Origin of the sequence: Luteimonas rhizosphaerae (genome assembly GCF_002849595.1) — a bacterium.
Taxonomy (GTDB): domain Bacteria; phylum Pseudomonadota; class Gammaproteobacteria; order Xanthomonadales; family Xanthomonadaceae; genus Luteimonas; species Luteimonas cellulosilyticus.
On the sequence record NZ_NRQR01000015.1, the window covers coordinates 93,012 to 111,363 of the forward strand.

Sequence of the window (18,352 nt, forward strand, 5' to 3'; positions counted from 1 at the left end):
GTCAGAACTCCGCGCCGATCGTCAGACCGATCGTGAAGCCGGAGTCCGGATTGTCGAGGCCGCGCGCGATGTCGAGTTTCAGCGGCCCGACCGGCGAGCGGTAACGCGCGCCGATGCCGACGCCGGTGCGCCAGTCGGGCGAGGTGCCGTCGAAGGCGTCGCCGCTGTCGACGAACACCGCCGCGCCAATGGTGTCGGTGAAATAGCGCTCGAACTCGACGCTGGCGGTGACCAGGTTCTGCGCGCCGACGGAATAGCGGCCGAAGTCGGTGTCGATGCGCGGGCTGACCTCGCGGTATTCGTACCCGCGGATGCTGCGGTCGCCGCCGGCGTAGAACCGCAGGCTCGGCGGCATGTCGGTCAGCTCGTCGGTGAAGGTGTGGCCGATCTCGCCGCGGACGATCAGGCGGTTCGATTCGCCGATGCCGCGGAACCAGCTGGCGCGCGCGTGGATCTGGCCGAACGAGGCATCCGAGCCGACACCCTCGACGCCGCCGCGCAGCATCAGCGATCCGCCGATGCCGGCGCGCGGGAAGATGCGGTCGTCGACGTCGACGTATTCGGCGCGCACCGACGGATAGGCGAACGTTGCATAGCGGTAGGGCTGCGCGGCGAGCGCGCCCTCGCCATCGTCGGCGACGCGGAACAGCCAGCGCTCGCGCAGCACGTGCATCGACGCGACGAGATTGAGGAAGGGGTTGTACTGGCCGCTGCGGCTGGCGACGAACTCGATGCGGCGCGAATCGATGTAGTCGGTCTGCTCGTCCGCCGCCTGCAGGCTGGCCGTGTACCAGCCGTCGAGCCAGGCGAATGCCGGAATGCGGTACTGCACCGTCAGCGTCTTGCGCTTCTGCGCGTAATCGAGCTGCGCCAGCGCCTTGTGCCCACGCATGTTGACGTAGCGGCGCTCGACGCCGAGGCGGATACCCGCGCCGCTGTCGGTGCCGTAGCTGACGCCCGAGGTGTAGATGCTGCGTTTGGCCGGGGTCAGCGTGACCTGGATCGGGACTTCGCGGTTCGCATTGGCCTCGTCGACCTGCGGCGAGATGTCGATGTTGGCGAAGTAGTCGAGCCGGGTCAGCGACGTGCGCAGGCGGTCCAGGCGGCCCTGGTGGTAGTAGCTGCCTTCGTCCCAGTAGATCAGCCGTTCCAGCAGGCTGTCGTTGACGACCTGTTCGGGCGTCTGCTCGAACGTGGTCGCGCCCATGTTGAAGCGGTCGCCGCTGTTCCAGACCAGGTCGATGTCGGCGGCGAAGTCCGCGCGTGTCACCTCGACCCGGCGCGACGTGAACTCGGTGTCGAAATAGCCGCGCTCGGCGAGCCGGCGGGTGATGCGGTTGCGGCTGCCGTCGTACTCGGCATGGTTGAACACCGACCCTTCGTCGGGGACGAACCCGGCCAGATCGCGCGCCAGGTACCGGTCCTGGCCGCCTTCGCCGAGGATCGCGATGTCGCGGTTGCGCACCCGCACCGGCTGGCCCGCATCGACGACGACCCGGACCACGACGCCGCCGTTCTCGTTGCTGCGCTGCACGTCGATCGTCGGCGAGTAATAGCCGAACGGTTCGAGCGCCTCGCGCGTCTGGTCGTCGACCTCGCGGATCAGATACGCCAGCCGCCGCCCGGAGACTTCCTTGCCGACCGAATTGATGACCGACAGCGAGACCTCGACGTTCTCGGTCATCGGCTCGTCGAGGCCCACGATGTCGACGCGCTCCACGCGCGCGGCCTCGACGGCCGTCGCGGACAGGAGCAGCACGACGGCAGCGAGGATCGAAGGGAGGCGACGCATCGGCGCAGCATACCGGCGCGATGTCAAAGCGGGCTTAACGCGACGTGGCGGTTCCGCGGCGGTGCGCCGCATCAGCTCGACAGATGTTCGATCGCCGCGACCGCGCCCAGCCGCTCCGACAGCCGCTGCAGCAGCGCGAGGCGGTTGCCGCGCAGCGCCGCGTCGTCGGCATTGACCATGACGCCATCGAAGAACGCATCGACCTGCGGCCGCAGTCGCGCCAGGTGCGTCAGCACCGACACGTAGTCGCCGTGCGCCAGCGCATGTGCGGTTTCCGCGTGCACCGCTTCGACCGACTCGGCTAGCGCGGCTTCGGCGGGTTCGCGCAGCAGCGCCGGGTCGACCTGGTCCGGGATCGGCCCGTCGACCTTGCGCAGGATGTTCTGGATGCGCTTGTTCGCCGCTGCCAGGGCGGCCGCTTCCGGCAACGCGGCGAACGTGCCGATGGCATCGACGCGGCGGTCGAAGTCGTACAGCGACGCGGGCCGGCGCTCGGCGACGGCGTTGAACTGCGGCACGGTCACGCCCCTGTCGGCGTAGTAGCCCTTCAGACGATCGAGGATGAAGTCGTAGAGCTCGCCGGCATCGGCGAGCGCAGTCGCGCCATCCTTGCCGGTCGGCAGTGGGCCGACGCGTTCGATCGCGTTGCGCAGCAGGGCGTGCAGGTCGAGATCGAACCCGCTCTCGATCAGCGTCCGCGCCAGGCCCAGCGCATTGCGCCGCAGCGCGAACGGATCCTTGTTGCCGGTCGGCTTCAGGCCCGCGGCGAATCCGCCGGCCAGGGTGTCGAGTCGTTCGGCGATCGCCAAGGTCTTGCCCAGCGGCGACAGCGCGATGTCGTCGCCGGCGAAGCGCGGCTGCCAGGCTTCGTCGAGCGCATTTGCAAGTGAGGCGCGATCGTCGTCGCCGAGATCAGCGAGCGCGGCGTCCCGCTTGGCGTAATAACGGCCGGCGATGCCCTGCAGCTCGGGGAACTCGTTGACCATGCGCGACTGCAGATCGGCCTTCGACAGCAAGGCGGCGCGGCGCGCGAGCGCGGCGTCGACGCCGATCTCTGGTGCGATGATTTCCGCCAGCGCGGCCACACGCGCGGCCTTGTCGGCGACGCTGCCCAGCCTGGCCTGGTAGGTGACGGTCTTCAGCCCGTCGTTCATCGCCGACAGGCCCTGCTTGAGGTCTTCGTCGAAGAAGAACTTCGCATCGGCGAAGCGCGGACGGATCACGCGCTCGTAGCCCTTGGCGACCTCGGCCGGATCCTTCGACACGATGTTGGCGATCGCGATGAAGTGCTCGGTCAGGCGGCCGTCGCGCAGCACCGGGAAGAACTTCTGGTTCGCTTCCATCGTCGCGATCAGCGCTTCCTGCGGCACGGCCAGGAACTCCGGCTCGAACGCGCAGGTGATCGCGCTGGGCCATTCGACCAGGCAATTCACCTGCTCCAGGTTGTCGGCCTCGATGCGCGCATCGCCGCCGGCGGCGCGCGCCGCGGTCTCGACCTCGCGCACGATCTGGGCGCGGCGCGCATCGGCATCGACCAGCACATGGGCCTCGCGCAACGCGGCGACGTAGGCGCCCGGCGACGCGATGTCGACCGCCGCGTCGTGCATGAAGCGATGGCCGCGACTGCTGCGACCGCTGCGCACGCCGAAGACTTCGGCTTCGACGATCGCCTCGCCATGCAGCAGCACCAGCCAATGCACGGGCCGCGCGAACGCGTAGCTGTGCGCGCCCCAGCGCATCGGTTTGGGAATCGGCATCGCCGCGATCGCCTCGAGCAGCACGTCCGGCAGCAGCGCGGCAGTCGACGCGCCCGGCGTCACCGCGCGGTGTACGAAACGTTCGCCCTTGGCGTCGCTGGTCTTCTCCAGCGCGGTCCACTCGATCCCGGCCTTCGCCGCGAAACCCTGCAGCGCCTTGGTCGGCTGGCCGTCGGCATCGAGCGCGATGTTGAGATACGGCCCCAGCACTTCCGAACGCTGCTCGGGCTGTTCGGCGGCGACGCCCGGCAACAGCACGGCCAGACGCCGCGGCGTGTACAGCGGCGCCGCATCGCCACGCTCGACCGAGACGCCGCGCTTCGCGAGTGCGGCGAGAACGCCGTCGAACAACGCCTGCGCCAGGCCGGGCAGGGCTTTGACCGGCAGTTCTTCGGTGCCGAGTTCGATGAGCAGGGGATGCATGTCAGTCATGGCGACAACCTGGATTCTGTGGTGAAGCCCCTCGCCCGCGTGCGGGAGAGAGGGTGGGGTGAGGCGCTTCTGAGCTGCCCTCATCCGCCCTTCGGGGACCTTCTCCCAAGAAGGGGACCGGTGTCCCGCGCGCGGGAGAAAGGATCGATCAGTGCAGCGTGACGCTCAAGCGGCGTCCGCCGTGCGCTTCAACCCAGGAAACCCCAACGCCTCGCGCTGCGCGTGATACGCCTTGGCGACCGCCTGGGCCAGCGTGCGCACGCGCAGGATGTAGCGCTGGCGCTCGGTCACGCTGATCGCGCGGCGCGCGTCGAGCATATTGAAGCTGTGGCTGGCCTTCATCACCTGCTCGTAGGCCGGCAGCGGCAGGCCCAGCTCGACCAGCTTCATGGCCTCGGCCTCGCAGGCGTCGAAGCGGTGGAACAGCTCGGCGACGTCGGCGTGTTCGAAGTTGTAGGTGCTCTGCTCGACTTCGTTCTGGTGGTAGACGTCGCGGTAGGTCACCGGCGCGCCGTCGGGGCCGTGGGTCCAGACGATGTCGAACACGTTGTCGACGTTCTGCAGGTACATGCACAGGCGTTCGAGACCGTAGGTGATCTCGCCGAGCACCGGCTTGCACTCCAGGCCGCCGGCCTGCTGGAAGTACGTGAACTGCGTGACCTCCATGCCGTTGAGCCAGACTTCCCAGCCCAGGCCCCAGGCGCCGAGCGTCGGCGATTCCCAGTTGTCCTCGACCAGGCGCAGGTCGTGCACCTGCGGATCGATGCCCAGCTCCTTCAACGAGTCGAAATACAGTTCGACGATGTTGTCCGGATTCGGCTTCATCGCCACCTGGTACTGGTAGTAGCGCTGCAGGCGGTTGGGGTTGTCGCCGTAGCGGCCGTCGGTCGGGCGGCGGCAGGGCTGCACGTAGGCCGCGTTCCACGGCTCCGGGCCGAGCGCGCGCAGGAAGGTCGCCGGGTGGAAGGTGCCCGCGCCGACCTCGAGGTCCAGCGGCTGGATCAGCACGCAGCCCTGCGTCGCCCAGTAGGCGTTGAGGGTCTGGATGAGCTGCTGGAACGTCGGTCCGGTCATCGGAGAATGGCGTCTGCGGCGGCCGGTGCCTTGGCCGTGATGTCCTGTGTGGTCATGTGGTTTCTCGTTCCCACCCGGCCCCACGTGCCCGCGCGACTGCCGCCGGGCCGGCTGGCGCTGGACCCGGTGATCGCCGGTCTGGTCATCGACGGGCTGCTGGCGCCGGCCGACGCCGAGCGCGCGCGGGCGAGCGGACGCCAGACCCGCGGCCTCGACGCCGTGCACCCGCTGGTGCTGCTGGCGAATCTCAAACTGCCCTCGGCGCGGCGCGCCGGCAGCGAGCTCGGCCTCGAGACGCTGACCGAATGGCTGGCCCAGGCCAGCCGCCATCCCTACCTGCGGATCGACCCGACCAAGATCGTCGTCGCCGACGTCACCGACCTGGTTTCGCATGCCTACGCCAAGCGCCACCGCATCCTGCCGGTCGAAGTCACGCCCGAGCGCGCGCGCATCGCCACCAGCGAGCCGATGGCGCTCGACTGGCTGCCCGACATCCAGCGCCTGCTGCGGCGCGAGATCGATCTGGTCGTCGCCAATCCGCTCGACCTGCACCGCTACACGATGGAGTTCTTCGGCGTCACCCGCTCGATCCGCGGCGCCAAGGACACGCGCGAGGCCGGCAGCGAGGCGCCGACGTTCGAGCAGCTGGTCGAACTGGGACGCTCGGGCGACGTCAACGCCGACGACCACCACATCGTCCACATCGTCGACTGGCTGCTGCAGTACGCCTACGAGCAGCGCGCCTCCGACATCCACCTGGAGCCGCGCCGCGACGTCGGCCGCGTGCGCTTCCGCATCGACGGCGTGCTGCACAAGGTCTTCGAGATGCCGCCGCCGGTGATGACCGCGGCCGTCAGCCGCATCAAGGTGCTGGGCCGCATGGATCTGGCCGAACGCCGGCGTCCGCAGGACGGCCGGATCAAGACCCGCTCGCCCGGCGGCCGCGAGGTGGAGATGCGCCTGTCGACGATGCCGACGGCGTTCGGCGAGAAGGTCGTCATGCGCATCTTCGATCCCGACACCGCGTTCAAGCCGATCGAGCAGCTGGGGTTCGACCCCGGCGAGGCGAGCGCGTGGAACGATCTCGTGCAGCGCCCGCACGGCATCGTGCTGGTGACCGGCCCCACCGGCTCGGGCAAGACGACGACGCTGTATTCCACGTTGAAGAAGCTCGCGTCCGACGACGTCAACGTCTGCACCGTCGAAGACCCGATCGAAATGGTCTCGGTCGAGCTCAACCAGATGCAGGTGCACAACGCGATCGACCTGACCTTCGCCCAGGGCGTGCGCACGCTGCTGCGCCAGGATCCCGACATCATCATGATCGGCGAGATCCGCGACCTCGACACCGCGCAGATGGCGGTGCAGGCCTCGCTGACCGGGCATCTTGTGCTGTCGACGCTGCACACCAACGACGCGCCGTCGGCGATCACCCGCCTGCTCGATCTCGGCCTGCCGCATTACCTCATCGCGTCCACGCTCAACGGCGTGCTCGCCCAGCGCCTGGTGCGCACGCTGTGCACGCACTGCAAGCAGCCCAAGCCCGTCGATCCCGAAGGCTGGCGCGCGCTGATCGGCCCCGGCAACGACCTGCCGCCGCCGACCACCGCCTGCGGCCCCGTCGGCTGCCTCGAATGCCGCAACACCGGCTACTTCGGCCGCCTCGGCATCTACGAGCTGATGCCGATGACCGCGCCGCTGCGCGCGATGATCCGCGCCGACATGGAACTCGCGGGCTTCAGCCGCGCCGCCGTCGGCACCGGCCTGCGCACCCTGCGCATGGCCGGCGCCGAGAAGGTCGCCCTGGGCCTGACGACGATCGAGGAAGTGATGACGGTGCTGCCGCCGCAGGAGTGAGGGGCGGGTGGGGTTGGTGGGACGATCTCGGGCTGCATCTGCGGCGGCGCGGCTTCCGATGGCCGCTCGCCTTTCCAGCCCCGGCGGGGCCGGAGTGCCGCTAGCGGGCGCGATCCAACGGGCGGACAACCGTCATGGCATGTAGACCTTCAACGCGTTCTCGCGGATCTCGAACGTCACCGGGGTCGTGGTCTTGAGCTCGCCATCGAGGTTGACCGGCAGCGGCTTTCCGGTCTCCAGGTGCAGGGCCTTGGAGGAGAACGCCCGCACGTCATTCCACTGGCCATGCGTGCCCTTGCGCAGCGCCGGCAGCAGGCGGAGCAGTTTCCACCAGTGGTCGATCTCCAGGCTGTACACGTCCAGCATGCCGTCCATCGGGGAGGCCTCATTGTGGACGGTCATGCCGCCGCCGTAGAAGCGACCGTTGCCCACTGACACCTGGAACGTGTGGAAGCGCTCCACGGCGCCGTCATGCGTGATCGCCGCATCGAACACCTTCGAGCCGGCCAGCAGTTTGGCGGCGGTGATGGCATAGCCCAGCTTGCCCCAGCGCTTCTTGTTCTCGGCGGTCAGCGCGGCGGCCAACTCCGCACTGAAGCCGACGCTGGCGACGTTGAGGTAGGCGTGGCCATTGGCCACACCCAGGTCCACGTGGAAGGCATGCGCTCTTGCGATCACCCCGAGTGCCGACGCGAGGTCCACGGGGATGCCGAGGCTGCGGGCGAAGTCGTTGGCCGTGCCCAGCGGGAGGACACCCATCGGCAGCCCGGACGCCGCGATCGCGTCCACGCAGGCCCCCAGCGTCCCGTCCCCGCCGCCCACGATCACGCAGTCGACCCCGGCGGCGTGCGCCCGGATGGCGTCGACGAACGCCATGCCCGCCGTCGGTTCGATCGTGGCGATCCCGGCGCGTTGCATGAGCTGCCGGACCAGATCCCCGGACTCGCGTCCGCGGCGCGCATTGTCATTGAGCAACAACAGAGCAGTGCGTGGCGGGCGGATGTGCGCGCTGTCGATCGGCGTCATGCGGTGCTGTCCCAATGCGAATCCAACACGCCTGTATGGCGTCGAGGTGCAGCGATGCAAGGCAACGCGACGCCGCCGTTCGGCGCAGGTTGATCCGGCCGTCGCGAACGGACGACCGCATCCGCGGGTGGCCGGACATGGACATCCATCCTGATCGGGACGCGCGACCTTTCGTCATGCCCGGCGGCGAAATTCCCGCAGGACCCTCGATACTGTGCATCCCGCCACGATGCCGACCGACCCATGCCGCATGCCCGACCCTTCCTGATCGTCGAAACCGGCCAGCCCCTGCCGTCGATGCGCCGCTACGGCGGGTTTCCGCACTGGATCCGCGTGGCGGCAGGGCTGGGCCAGCACGCGGTCGACGTGGTCGATGTCGAACGCGGCGGCGCGTTGCCGGCTGCCGATGGCTACGCCGGCATCCTCGTCACCGGCTCGGGCGCGATGGTCACCGACCGGCTGGACTGGAGCGAGCGCAGCGCGGCGTGGCTGCGTGTCGCCGCGCATGCGGGCGTCCCGATCTTCGGCATCTGCTACGGCCATCAATTGCTGGCGCACGCGCTGGGCGGCGAGGTCGGCGAGAACCCGCGTGGCCGCGAGATGGGCACGTTCGAGATCGAGACCACCGCGGCCGCGCGCGACGATGCGCTGTTCGCGCCGGCGGGCGCGGGCTTCACCGCACAGACCACGCATCTGCAGAGCGTGCTGCGATTGCCGGACGGCGCGACCCTGCTGGCGCGCTCCGCGCTGGAGCCGCACCACGCCTTCCGCTGGGGCGACCGGGCCTGGGGCGTGCAGTTCCATCCCGAGTTCAGCGCCACCCACATGCGCGGCTACATCCGCGGCCGGTCGGGCGCGCTGTACCGCGAAAATCTGGATTCCGTCGCGCTGGTCGCGGCCGTGCGGGCCGCACCGGACGCGCGCGCGGTGCTGCAGCGATTCGTGCGGGTGGCGGAATCCATGGCGCAGCCTTGAGTCGCACGTGCGCCATCGAAGCGGTCGCGTCAAACCCGGGTGTCATGCGGATCGGGCGCGATCGCGCCGTGCGGCCTCCGGTGACGCGTCCCGCGGCCTGACCGGGAGCCGGGGATTCGAGAGGCGCACGCCCGCGTGCGTCGCCCGCCGAGGCGTTGCGCCAGGCCTCAGCGCATCGGATCCCTCGGATCCTCGAACCGCTCGACGACGCCCGCATCCGCGGCCAGCGGCGGCGCCGGCGACGGATCGTCAGGCAGCCCGATGTCCGCCCGCATCTAGGGCGGCGGCACGAAGTCCGGTGGCTCGGGCCGCAGTTCGCCCATGCGCACGCCCTCGGCCCAGAACAGCACCTGGGCGACGGCTTCGAAGAAATCGTGGCCGATGTAGTCGTCGATCTCGACCTTGGCATTGAGGCCGCGCGCCAGCGGGACGTTCTGCAGGATGGGCACGCCGGATTCCTCGGCGACGCGCTTGATCTCCTCGGCCACGTGGCCTTCGCCCTTGGCGCCCACCACCGGCAGGTCGTCGTTGCCCGGCTCGTACTGCAATGCGACGGCGATGTGGGTGGGATTGGTCACGATGACGCTCGATCCGCGGACGGCGTTGAGCATGTTCTGCTGCGACCACTCCTGGTGCAACTGCTTGCGCCGCTGCTTCACGTAGGGATCGCCCTCGTTCTCCTTGACCTCCTGCTTGATGTCGCGGCGGCTCATGCGCAGCTTCTTGATGTACGAATACTTCTGGTACGAGGCATCGAGCGCGGAGACGAAGAAGAACACGAAGATCGTCCAGATGCCGATCCACTTCAGCGCGTGCCAGATCGCGCTGCCGATCGACGCGGGCTGCGCGAACGGCAGGTGCAGCAGGTTCGGGATCATGCCCCACAGCACGAAGCCGCCGATCAGCAGCAGCGCCGCGCTCTTGAACACCGACTTCACCAGCTCGACGAGGTTGTCCATCGAGAACATCTTCTTGATGCCGCTGACCGGATTCATCTTCGACAGATCCGGCGTGACCTTCTTCATCGATGCGATCGGTCCGATCTGCAGGAACTCGACGATCAGCGCCAGCATCACCGCCAGCAGCAGCAGCGGCAGGGTCATCGCCAGGAACGTCTGCGCGGCGACCGGGACGATCGCCCGCAGGGCGATGTCGAACGGCTGGGTCATCACGTCGAGGCTGTACTCGAACAGGCCGCGCACGCTGCGGAACATGTAACCCATCAGCATCCAGCCGCCGGCGAGCCAGCCCATGATCAGCACGGTGCTGGTCAGCTCGCGGCTCTTGGCGACATTGGCGTCCTTGCGCGCGTCCTTGAGCTTCTTGGACGTCGGTTTTTCGGTTTTGTCGGCGCCCTCGTTCTCTTCGGCCATCTGCTCGTTCCACGGACGAAACCGCGCGTATGCGCGCGAGAAGCACGAGGCTAGCATGGGGGTGTCATGCCGCCGTGCGGCCCGCGCGAGCGCTCGACGAAGGGGTAAATCCTGGTGACAGGGCACCGGTTCCGCGTCTCACGTTCAGCTTCGAGGGCGCGCTGCCGCGCGCCGCGCGACACCTAGGGCCAGCCCGAGATAGCCGGCAGATGTCACCGGCGTTACATTCCCGCCATCGCCGCGACTGCGGCCCGCCCGGACCGCCGTGTCACCCTCATGAGCAGCATCCACTCCGACGCCATGTTCTCCAGCGCCAGTCTCGATCGACTGGGCAGCCAGGTCTCGCTCGACGACCTGCGCCGCCAGTCCGGTCTGGACAGCGATGTTGCGGTGGCGGGCGACGGCGGGGACGCGCCACGCGGCCCGCAGGCGGACGCGGGTGAGGATGTGCTCAATGTCGCGGCCTGGGACGGCGTGTCGTCCGGCCAGCGGTTGCTGGCGGGTGACGCCGGATTCGAAGCGCGGCTGGGTCAGCTCGACCTGTCGCTCGCCGCGGACCAGGCGGCGGACGCGATCCTCGAAGCGCTCGCCTGAGCCCGGACCGGCACGCGATTTGAGCTCGTGATCTGAGCTCGTGCGCGGACGCCTCCGGTTATCGCGTTCGTGCGCCATTGACGCGTGCCGCCCGACGCGGCGAGGGGAGCATCGCGCACGCAGTCCGTTACAGTGCCGTCGCATGGTCTCCGCTCCCGCCCCGAACCGATGAACGCGCCCGCGCCCACCGCCGCGGCGCTGCGCGCGGCGGCCGATCGTCTGGTGTCCGCGCTCGCCGCACACGCTGATCCGGAATACCGGCTCACGGTGCTGAAGCGCCTGGTCCGGCGGCTGGGCGAGGAGCGCTACCCGGTGTTCCTGCGGCTGCTCGGCGTCGTGGCCGAAAGCGACGACACGCACGCGCAGCGCCTGCTCGCCGAGACCTTCGGTACTGCGCTGCGCCGCATGGACCTGCCCGGGGGTGCGCTGAGTTCCTGGGGCGCGACCCGACTGCCCGATACCACCGGCCCGGTCGATGCGAGCGCGTTCTCCGGGCAGTTCTTCGGCGGCACGCCGCGCCGGATGCTCGGTCCCGTCGAATACCTGACGGTCTGGCATCTGCAGCGCACCCAGCGTACGGCGCTGTCGGCCGAAACCTTCCGCACCAGCCTGTCGCGGATGATCGCGCTGCTCAACCGCAGCGAGGACGCGCGCACCTTGTATCCGCAGAAGCTGGCGTCCGACGCCCGCAGCGAACTCGAAGGCGCCTACACCCGGGCCACGCGCGAACGGCTGGCGGCGATCGCGGCCGCGTGGAAGGCCGGCCGCAGTCCCGATGAAATCGCCCAGGCCGCGCTCGATGCGACCGCCACCGATGCCCCGCCGGGCTGGGTCCTGCGCGACCTGTAACGCCGCATTGAATCCCTGGTCGCCCTGCGCCGTCGAGGCGTCGGCATCGGACGATCGGATCGCCGCACGGCATTTCCGCCGTCGAAGGAATGGGCAGGCGCCCGTCGTGCAGGGTGGTCTGGCGGGCGCCGCCGCGCTTGTCGCCGCAACGGCGCCCCCGCAAGATGCAGGCAACGGGGCAGGCGGGAGACAACGACGATGACCGTGCGTGCGCGCACCGAGGGCAGCGGAATGCAGTCCATGCGGCGGCCAGGCCGGCGCGGCACGCGACGCGTGTTCGCACTGGCGCTCGCGGCCGGACTGGCGCTCGCCGGCTGCGGCCGGGATGCGGCCGAAACGCCAGCAGAGACGGCCACCGCCCCCGGCGCCGAGACCCCGGCCGACGCGGTGCTGCTGCTGACCCGCCACCTGCGCGCCAACGATCTGTCGGCATTCGCCCGCGATGCCACGCCCGCGGCGCTGCAACCCGCGCTTGAGGCCGCCTGGCGCGACGGGCGCTCGCGCTGGCCGCTGTCGGAGCTGCCGCTGTCGGCGCAGTTCCCCGCGATGCTGGCCGGCCTCCACGCACCGCAATCCGAGCGCCTGCTGCTGCAGACCTTCAACCGCCAGTTCGCCGGCGCCGACCGCGAATTGCGGGCCGCGGCGCAGTCGCTCGGCGTGTTCGCGACCCAGTACCTGCAGCAGGACCCGGCCGCCAGCGAGGGCGAGCGCGCGCATTACATCCAGGTGGTCGGCGCGATCAGCGCCTGGGCTGGCCAGGCGCCGCTGTCGAACCGCGATCACGCACGCACCGCGATCGCCGCGCTGGTGCCTGCCGCGCGCGAGGCCGGGCTCGCCTCCGATGCGGCGCTCGGCGCGGCCGGCATGCACGGCAGCCTGGCCCGCCTGCAGCCGGTGGTCGCGGCCGGCAAGCAGGGCCTGCTGCCGTACGGCCTGGATCTCGATGCCGCACTCGACGGCGTGGAAGCGACCCTGCAGGTCCAGACCGGCGACACCGCCGAGGTGCGGATGCGCTACCCCCTGGCCGGGCAGCCGATCGACGCGGTGATCGGGGTCGAACGGCACGACGGGCGCTGGTTCGTCAGCGATTTCCTGCGCAATGCCGAGGCGGCCGCGGCGGCGCTGGCGCCGGCCGGCACGACCGCGCCGCCGCCCGTGGACCTGCCGGCCCGCGGCACCTGAACGGGGCGCGCGATGCGGGCCGACGCGACGGCTTGGGCATAATGCCGCCGATGCCCGATCAGCCTTCCCTCCAGTTTCCCGACGGTCGCGACCCCGCGGCCGGCCCGTCGCCGGACGACGCGTCGCTCCCTTCGGGACCGGCACCCGGCCTTGCGCCGTCCGACGGTGCGAGCACGCTGCCGCCCGGCGGCACGGCCGGCGCTGGTGGCGGTGCGGAGGACGGCGACGATGCCGACCCGCACGCGCCGGTACCGGCCGCGATGCTGCCGGTGCCGATCGGTCCGCTGCGGCAGATACGGCCCGCGCGTCGCCCCTGGTGGGCCGGCCTGCTGGGCTGGCTGATGCGGCCGTGGATCGGCCTCAAGGTCGAACCGCAGGCGCCGGAAGCGCTCGTCGACCCGCGTCCGGTCTGCTACGTGCTCGAAGACTACGGCCTGTCGAACGCGCTGATCCTGGAGCGCGCCTGCCGCGAGGCCGGCCTGCCGTCGCCGCTGCAGCCGCTGCCCGGCGACCCGCTCGGCCGCAAGCGCGCGTATGTCGCCCTGTCGCGGCGCAATGCCGGCGGCGCGCTGGCGCTGGCGATGGCGGCGGGCAAGCCCGTGTCGAAGGCGACGCATTCCGAATCGCTGGCGCGCCTGCTCGATGCGCACCGCAAGGATCCCGCGCTCGACGTGCAGCTGGTGCCGGTGTCGATCTTCGTCGGTCGTTCGCCGGACAAGAACAACGGCTGGTTCTCGGTGCTGTTCTCGGAGAACTGGACGATCGTCGGCCGCTTCCGCCGGCTGCTGGCGATCCTGCTCAATGGGCGCGACACCCTGGTGCGCTTCGCCGAACCGGTCGCGGTGCGGCCGCTGCTGGCCGAGGACCTCGGCGCGGAGCGCACCGTGCGCAAGCTGTCGCGCGTGCTGCGGACCCATTTCAACCGCGTGCGCGAAGCGATCATCGGGCCCGACCTGTCGACCCGCCGCCTGCTGATCGACAAGGTGCTGGCGTCGACGTCGGTCAAGGATGCGATCGCCGACCAGGCGCGCCGCGACAACAGCAAGCCCGAAGATGCGTGGAAGAAAGCCCACGCCTACGCCTACGAGATCGCCGCCGACTATTCGCATCCGGTCGTGCGTTCGGCGAGCTACCTGCTCACCACGGTCTGGAACCGGATCTTCCGCGGCGTGCTGGTGCACCACATCGATGCGCTGAAGGCGGCGGCGCCGGGGCACGAGATCGTCTACGTGCCCAGCCACCGCAGCCACATGGACTACCTGCTGCTGTCCTATCTGCTCTACAGCCGCGGCATCGTGCCGCCACACATCGTCGCCGGCATCAACCTCAACCTGCCGGTCATCGGCACGATCCTGCGCAAGGGCGGCGCATTCTTCATCCGCCGCTCGATCCGCGGCAACGCGCTGTACTCGACGGTGCTCGCCGAATACGTCGCCCAGCTGGTCGCCGGCGGCTATTCGATCGAATACTTCGTCGAAGGCGGCCGCTCGCGCACCGGGCGTCTGCTGGCGCCGAAGGGCGGCATGGTCTCGATGACGCTGCGCGCGTTCCTGCGCCAGCCCACGCGTCCGGTGCTGTTCCAGCCGGTCTACATCGGCTACGAGAAGCTGATGGAAGGCGGCAGCTATTTCGACGAACTCTCCGGCAAGGCCAAGAAGAAGGAATCGATCTGGCAGCTGCTGTGGAGCATTCCGCGCGTGCTGCGCTCGAACTTCGGTCAGGTCGTCGTCAACTTCGGCGAGCCGATCGCGCTCAACGACATGCTCGCCGAGCACGCCCCGGCATGGGACGGCAGCGCGGTCGCCGACAGCGAGCGTCCCGAGTGGCTGTCGCGCACCGTCGATGCGACCGCCGAGCGCATCAACATCAACATCAACCGCGCCGCGGACGTGAACCCGATCAACCTGCTGGCGCTGGCGCTGCTGTCGACGCCCAAGCACGCGATGGGGGAGGCCGACCTGCTGGCGCAGATCACGCTGTCCAAGCAGCTGCTGCACGACGTGCCGTACTCGGACCGCGTGACCGTGACCCCGCATGCGCCGCACGAGATCGTCGCCCATGGCGAGGAGATCGGTGTGCTGCAGCGCATCGCCCATCCGCTCGGCGACGTCTTCAGCGTCGACGACGACAACGCGGTGCTGCTGACGTACTTCCGCAACAACGTGCTGCACCTGTTCACCGCGTCGGCGTGGATCGCGTGCTGCTTCCTGCACAACCGCCGCATGAGCCGCACCACGCTGCTGCGCCTCGGCCGGGCGATGTATCCGTTCCTGCAGGCCGAGCTGTACCTGCCGTGGGACGAGGACGGTTTCGCCGAGCGCATCGACCGGACCATCGACGTGTTCGTGCGCGAGGGCCTGCTCGAGCACGTCAACGACGACGACGGCGGCGTGTTCGCGCGCAATGCCGGCCAGACCGACGAGGTGTTCCGCCTGCGCGCGCTGAGCCATCCCCTGCAGCAGGCGTTCGAGCGCTACTACATCGCCATTTCGGTGCTGGCCAAGAACGGGCCGGGTACGCTCGGCGCGGGCGAGCTCGAAAGCCTGTGCCAGCTCGCCGCGCAGCGCCTGTCGCTGCTGTACGCGCCGGCGGCGCCGGAGTTCTTCGACAAGTCGCTGTTCCGCGGCTTCATCCAGAAGCTGCGCGAGCTGGGCCTGGTCAAGCTCGACGGCAACAGCAAGCTGGGGTTCGACGAGCGCCTGACGCACTGGGCCAAGGACGCCAAGGTGATCCTCGGCCGCGAGCTGCGGCACACCATCGACAAGGTCACGCCGGAAGCAGTCAAGCCGGTCGATCCGGCGCCGGTCGTCGTCGACTGACGCGGCGCCCGCGATCCGCGAGGCGGGCGCAGGACGTCAGGCGGGCTCGTCGGGAATCAGGTCCGATTCCAGCCGCGCGATGCAGTCCTTGAGCTGCAGCTTGCGCTTCTTCATCCGCTGCAGCGCCAGCGCCTCGTGGCCCGGCGTCGCCTGCAGCGCGACGATCGCGCCATCCAGCGCGCGATGCTCGGCGCGCAGCCGGCACAACCGCGTGGCCGGCGTCTCGTCGGTGTCGCAAAGGTCGGTCGGCATGCGCCGAGCTTAGCGCAAGGCCATCGTGCGCCGCTGCCGCTTGGCGCACCGTCGGCGCGCTGCAACAATGCCGATGCGCCGGACAGGGGGCGGCGCGACGCCGGCGCATGCCGCGTGCCGTCGATCCGCGGCACCCCTGGCCGCGTCCGCCAAGGAAACAGGATGTCCCTTCCATCGATTCGCCGCGCCCCGGCGCGCTTCGCCGCTCCCTTGCTCGCGCTCGCCGCGTTCGCCGCCGCGTCTTCGGTCTCCGCCCAGGAGAAATACGACGGCTATCTGTGCTGCAACCTGCGCAGCGACGGCAACTGGATCAGCGACAGCAACTACGCCGAGAACGGCAAGCGCGTCATTCCCGCCGGTACCCCGGTCAGCATCACCGGCTACGGCCGCCAGCGCGTCCACCTGCGCATCGATGGCGAGAAACACTCGATCGGCAACGACTACAGCCGCGACCTCGACCTGGACGCCTTTGCCCGCCGCTACGTCGTCACCGAAGATCCGAACGTGACGCTGGCGACCTACCCGGCGAAGATCCAGGACGCGATCCAGCGCGCCAAGATCACGCCCGGCATGACCCGCGCCCAGGTGCTGATGGCGCTGGGCTACCCGATCAGCAGCGAGAACCCGGACCTGGCATCGAACCTGTGGCGGTACTGGCTCAGCAGCTTCGCCGAGTTCCAGGTGCAGTTCGACGAAGCCGGCCGGGTCAGCGACATCACCACCGACGCTAACACCCGCAACCTGGTCTGGGTGCCCTGACGCAGCGGCGATCCGCCGAACGAACGCACCGACAGGCGCCGCGAGGCGCCTGTCCTGCCTCCGGGTCGGGTAGTGCGCGTGGGCGTCGCGATCCTGCCCGTGCTGCCGGGTCGCCACGACGCGCGCCGAGACGCGGTCGCCCGTGGCGCATCGCGTCAGCGCAAGGTCAGCGCATATGCTCGAGGCGCAGCCGGTGCCTCATGGCCAGAGTATCGGGCAACGCGGGGTCGTGGCCCACGACCAGCAGGGCCCATGACAGCAGGCTCCCGGCCAGACGCGCAACAGCGTGATCAGCGCGTCGATGCTGTCGAGATCCAGATGGCTCGCCGGATAGCAGCAGCAACGGCGCCGCGGGCTGCGCCCAGGCCGCGGCTGCGAGCGTCACGCGCACGCGCTCGACCCCCGGCAGCCTGTGGCGGGCACGCGCGCCGCCGGGCAGCCCCAGCAGCGCCAGCCGCGTCGCCAGCAGGCCCGGCGTGGTGTCGTGCAGGTGCGGCCCCAACCAGTCGAGCGCCGCATCGCGTCGGGCTGATGCGCGAGCTGGTGGTCCAGCGCCTGCGACCTGACGCCGTGACCACGCGGGCAGCGGCGCCGTTCCGGACGGCCGCTAGACTAGGCCGATGTCCACGGTCCTGCCCCTGTCCGATCCGCTGCCGACGACGGCCGCGCGCCTGCGCGGACCGCGCCGCGCCGCGGACGGCACCGGAAAGCGCGCCGCGCGGCTGCGCCACCAGGTCGGCCGGGCGATCGCCGATTTCGGCATGATCGAAGCCGGCGACCGGGTCATGGTCTGCCTGTCGGGCGGCAAGGACAGCTACACCCTGCTCGACGTGCTGCTGCAGCTGCAGAAGAAGGCGCCGGTCGACTTCTCGATCACCGCGGTCAACCTCGACCAGAAGCAACCCGGTTTCCCCGAGCACGTGCTGCCCGGCTACCTGCGCGCGCGCGGCGTCGACTTCCACATCATCGAACAGGACACGTACTCGGTCGTCAGCCGGGTGATTCCGCCCGGCGGCACGATGTGCTCGCTGTGTTCGCGGCTGCGGCGCGGTGCGTTGTATGCGCACGCCGCCGCGCACGGGTTCAGCAAGATCGCCCTCGGCCACCACCGCGACGACATCGTCGCGACGTTCTTCCTGAACCTGTTCTTCCACGCCAAGCTGGCCGGCATGCCGCCCAAGCTGCGCAGCGACGACGGCCGCCACGTGGTGATCCGCCCGCTGGCCTACGTGGCCGAGGCCGACATCGCCGCGTATGCCGAGGCGAAGGCGTTCCCGATCATTCCGTGCACGCTGTGCGGCTCGCAGGACACCCTGCAACGCCGGCAGGTGCGCCAGATGATGGATGCCTGGGAACGCGAGACGCCCGGGCGCCTGGAAACCATCGCGCGTGCGCTCGGCGACGTGCGGCCGGCGCAGCTCTGCGATCCGGCGCTGTTCGACTTCCGTGCCCTGGACGGCGGGGACACGTCGCCCGGCACGAGGCCGGACGCCGCCCCGTGCAAGGGGCGCCCGACGCTGCCATGATCGCGTCCCCGCCCGACCTGCGGCCGCCGTCGGCGCCCCGCGCCCGCATCGGCGCCCGGCGCTGACCCGGGCGCACGCGGCCCGC

Annotated in this window: 15 protein-coding genes; 8 read left to right on the forward strand and 7 right to left on the reverse strand. The window is 70.0% G+C overall.

Going from position 1 to position 18,352, the window contains the following annotated elements:
• Nucleotide 1: 1 nt before the first annotated feature.
• The 3 genes from CJ022_RS07885 to glyQ form a co-directional block, all read right to left on the reverse strand.
• A complete protein-coding gene (locus tag CJ022_RS07885) occupies nt 2-1,792 on the reverse strand; it encodes an autotransporter assembly complex protein TamA (RefSeq protein ID WP_101926107.1) in 1,791 nt (596 codons plus the stop codon).
• A gap of 71 nt (nt 1,793-1,863) precedes the next feature.
• The gene (glyS, locus tag CJ022_RS07890; RefSeq protein ID WP_101926108.1) at nt 1,864-3,981 is read right to left on the reverse strand and encodes a glycine--tRNA ligase subunit beta; all 2,118 of its coding nucleotides are present in this window, start codon (nt 3,979-3,981) and stop codon (nt 1,864-1,866) included.
• A 165-nt stretch (nt 3,982-4,146) separates the two neighbouring features.
• A complete protein-coding gene (gene glyQ, locus CJ022_RS07895; protein ID WP_101926109.1) occupies nt 4,147-5,055 on the reverse strand; it encodes a glycine--tRNA ligase subunit alpha in 909 nt (302 codons plus the stop codon).
• A 54-nt stretch (nt 5,056-5,109) separates the two neighbouring features.
• On the opposite strand from glyQ, the gene CJ022_RS07900 reads away from it, so the two are divergent.
• The gene (locus CJ022_RS07900) at nt 5,110-6,912 is read left to right on the forward strand and encodes a GspE/PulE family protein (RefSeq protein ID WP_101926161.1); all 1,803 of its coding nucleotides are present in this window, start codon (nt 5,110-5,112) and stop codon (nt 6,910-6,912) included.
• Between the two features lie 132 nt (nt 6,913-7,044).
• On the opposite strand, the gene CJ022_RS07905 is transcribed toward CJ022_RS07900, so the two are convergent.
• Nucleotides 7,045-7,938: a lipid kinase gene (locus CJ022_RS07905; RefSeq protein WP_101926110.1), complete on the reverse strand. Its 894-nt coding sequence runs from the start codon at nt 7,936-7,938 to the stop codon at nt 7,045-7,047.
• Between the two features lie 243 nt (nt 7,939-8,181).
• Here CJ022_RS07905 and CJ022_RS07910 point away from each other — a divergent pair, with 243 nt between their 5' ends.
• Entirely contained in the window at nt 8,182-8,913 is a 732-nt protein-coding gene (locus CJ022_RS07910) for a glutamine amidotransferase (RefSeq protein WP_101926111.1), read from the forward strand.
• Nucleotides 8,914-9,188: 275 nt separating this feature from the next.
• On the opposite strand, the gene sctU is transcribed toward CJ022_RS07910, so the two are convergent.
• Nucleotides 9,189-10,286 carry a type III secretion system export apparatus subunit SctU gene (sctU, locus tag CJ022_RS07915; protein WP_158238375.1) on the reverse strand — a complete coding sequence of 366 codons (1,098 nt, stop codon included), beginning with the start codon at nt 10,284-10,286 and terminating at the stop codon, nt 9,189-9,191.
• A gap of 276 nt (nt 10,287-10,562) precedes the next feature.
• On the opposite strand from sctU, the gene CJ022_RS07920 reads away from it, so the two are divergent.
• The 4 genes from CJ022_RS07920 to plsB all read left to right on the forward strand — a co-directional run bounded on the left by CJ022_RS07920 (nt 10,563) and on the right by plsB (nt 15,730).
• The gene (locus CJ022_RS07920) at nt 10,563-10,880 is read left to right on the forward strand and encodes a hypothetical protein (protein ID WP_143703910.1); all 318 of its coding nucleotides are present in this window, start codon (nt 10,563-10,565) and stop codon (nt 10,878-10,880) included.
• 168 nt (nt 10,881-11,048) lie between these two features.
• Nucleotides 11,049-11,729 carry a hypothetical protein gene (locus CJ022_RS07925; RefSeq protein ID WP_101926114.1) on the forward strand — a complete coding sequence of 227 codons (681 nt, stop codon included), beginning with the start codon at nt 11,049-11,051 and terminating at the stop codon, nt 11,727-11,729.
• A gap of 240 nt (nt 11,730-11,969) precedes the next feature.
• Nucleotides 11,970-12,911 carry a hypothetical protein gene (locus CJ022_RS07930; RefSeq protein ID WP_143703911.1) on the forward strand — a complete coding sequence of 314 codons (942 nt, stop codon included), beginning with the start codon at nt 11,970-11,972 and terminating at the stop codon, nt 12,909-12,911.
• Nucleotides 12,912-12,952: 41 nt separating this feature from the next.
• Nucleotides 12,953-15,730: a glycerol-3-phosphate 1-O-acyltransferase PlsB gene (gene plsB / locus CJ022_RS07935; RefSeq protein WP_101926116.1), complete on the forward strand. Its 2,778-nt coding sequence runs from the start codon at nt 12,953-12,955 to the stop codon at nt 15,728-15,730.
• A gap of 36 nt (nt 15,731-15,766) precedes the next feature.
• On the opposite strand, the gene CJ022_RS07940 is transcribed toward plsB, so the two are convergent.
• Nucleotides 15,767-15,982, reverse strand: coding sequence for a YdcH family protein (locus CJ022_RS07940; protein ID WP_101926117.1), 216 nt, complete (start codon nt 15,980-15,982; stop codon nt 15,767-15,769).
• A 162-nt stretch (nt 15,983-16,144) separates the two neighbouring features.
• On the opposite strand from CJ022_RS07940, the gene bamE reads away from it, so the two are divergent.
• Entirely contained in the window at nt 16,145-16,741 is a 597-nt protein-coding gene (gene bamE, locus CJ022_RS07945; RefSeq protein ID WP_101926118.1) for an outer membrane protein assembly factor BamE domain-containing protein, read from the forward strand.
• Between the two features lie 166 nt (nt 16,742-16,907).
• Here the strand turns inward: bamE and CJ022_RS07950 are convergent, their stop codons facing one another.
• On the reverse strand, nt 16,908-17,243 hold the full coding sequence (locus CJ022_RS07950) for a hypothetical protein (protein ID WP_101926119.1): 336 nt from the start codon (nt 17,241-17,243) through the stop codon (nt 16,908-16,910).
• Between the two features lie 118 nt (nt 17,244-17,361).
• Here CJ022_RS07950 and ttcA point away from each other — a divergent pair, with 118 nt between their 5' ends.
• Entirely contained in the window at nt 17,362-18,267 is a 906-nt protein-coding gene (ttcA, locus tag CJ022_RS07955) for a tRNA 2-thiocytidine(32) synthetase TtcA (RefSeq protein WP_101926120.1), read from the forward strand.
• Nucleotides 18,268-18,352 lie beyond the last annotated feature (85 nt).

What these genes read in the sequence shown, in the direction of transcription:
- CJ022_RS07925 (WP_101926114.1), top strand. Translation starts at nt 11,049, where the DNA reads ATGAACGCGCCCGCGCCCACCGCCGCGGCGCTGCGCGCGGCGGCCGAT.
- glyQ (WP_101926109.1), bottom strand. Translation starts at nt 5,055, where the DNA reads ATGACCGGACCGACGTTCCAGCAGCTCATCCAGACCCTCAACGCCTAC.
- glyS (WP_101926108.1), bottom strand. Translation starts at nt 3,981, where the DNA reads ATGACTGACATGCATCCCCTGCTCATCGAACTCGGCACCGAAGAACTG.
- plsB (WP_101926116.1), top strand. Translation starts at nt 12,953, where the DNA reads ATGCCGCCGATGCCCGATCAGCCTTCCCTCCAGTTTCCCGACGGTCGC.
- ttcA (WP_101926120.1), top strand. Translation starts at nt 17,362, where the DNA reads ATGTCCACGGTCCTGCCCCTGTCCGATCCGCTGCCGACGACGGCCGCG.
- sctU (WP_158238375.1), bottom strand. Translation starts at nt 10,286, where the DNA reads ATGGCCGAAGAGAACGAGGGCGCCGACAAAACCGAAAAACCGACGTCC.
- CJ022_RS07910 (WP_101926111.1), top strand. Translation starts at nt 8,182, where the DNA reads ATGCCGCATGCCCGACCCTTCCTGATCGTCGAAACCGGCCAGCCCCTG.
- CJ022_RS07940 (WP_101926117.1), bottom strand. Translation starts at nt 15,982, where the DNA reads ATGCCGACCGACCTTTGCGACACCGACGAGACGCCGGCCACGCGGTTG.
- CJ022_RS07905 (WP_101926110.1), bottom strand. Translation starts at nt 7,938, where the DNA reads ATGACGCCGATCGACAGCGCGCACATCCGCCCGCCACGCACTGCTCTG.
- bamE (WP_101926118.1), top strand. Translation starts at nt 16,145, where the DNA reads ATGTCCCTTCCATCGATTCGCCGCGCCCCGGCGCGCTTCGCCGCTCCC.
- CJ022_RS07930 (WP_143703911.1), top strand. Translation starts at nt 11,970, where the DNA reads ATGCGGCGGCCAGGCCGGCGCGGCACGCGACGCGTGTTCGCACTGGCG.
- CJ022_RS07900 (WP_101926161.1), top strand. Translation starts at nt 5,110, where the DNA reads ATGTGGTTTCTCGTTCCCACCCGGCCCCACGTGCCCGCGCGACTGCCG.
- CJ022_RS07920 (WP_143703910.1), top strand. Translation starts at nt 10,563, where the DNA reads ATGAGCAGCATCCACTCCGACGCCATGTTCTCCAGCGCCAGTCTCGAT.
- CJ022_RS07885 (WP_101926107.1), bottom strand. Translation starts at nt 1,792, where the DNA reads ATGCGTCGCCTCCCTTCGATCCTCGCTGCCGTCGTGCTGCTCCTGTCC.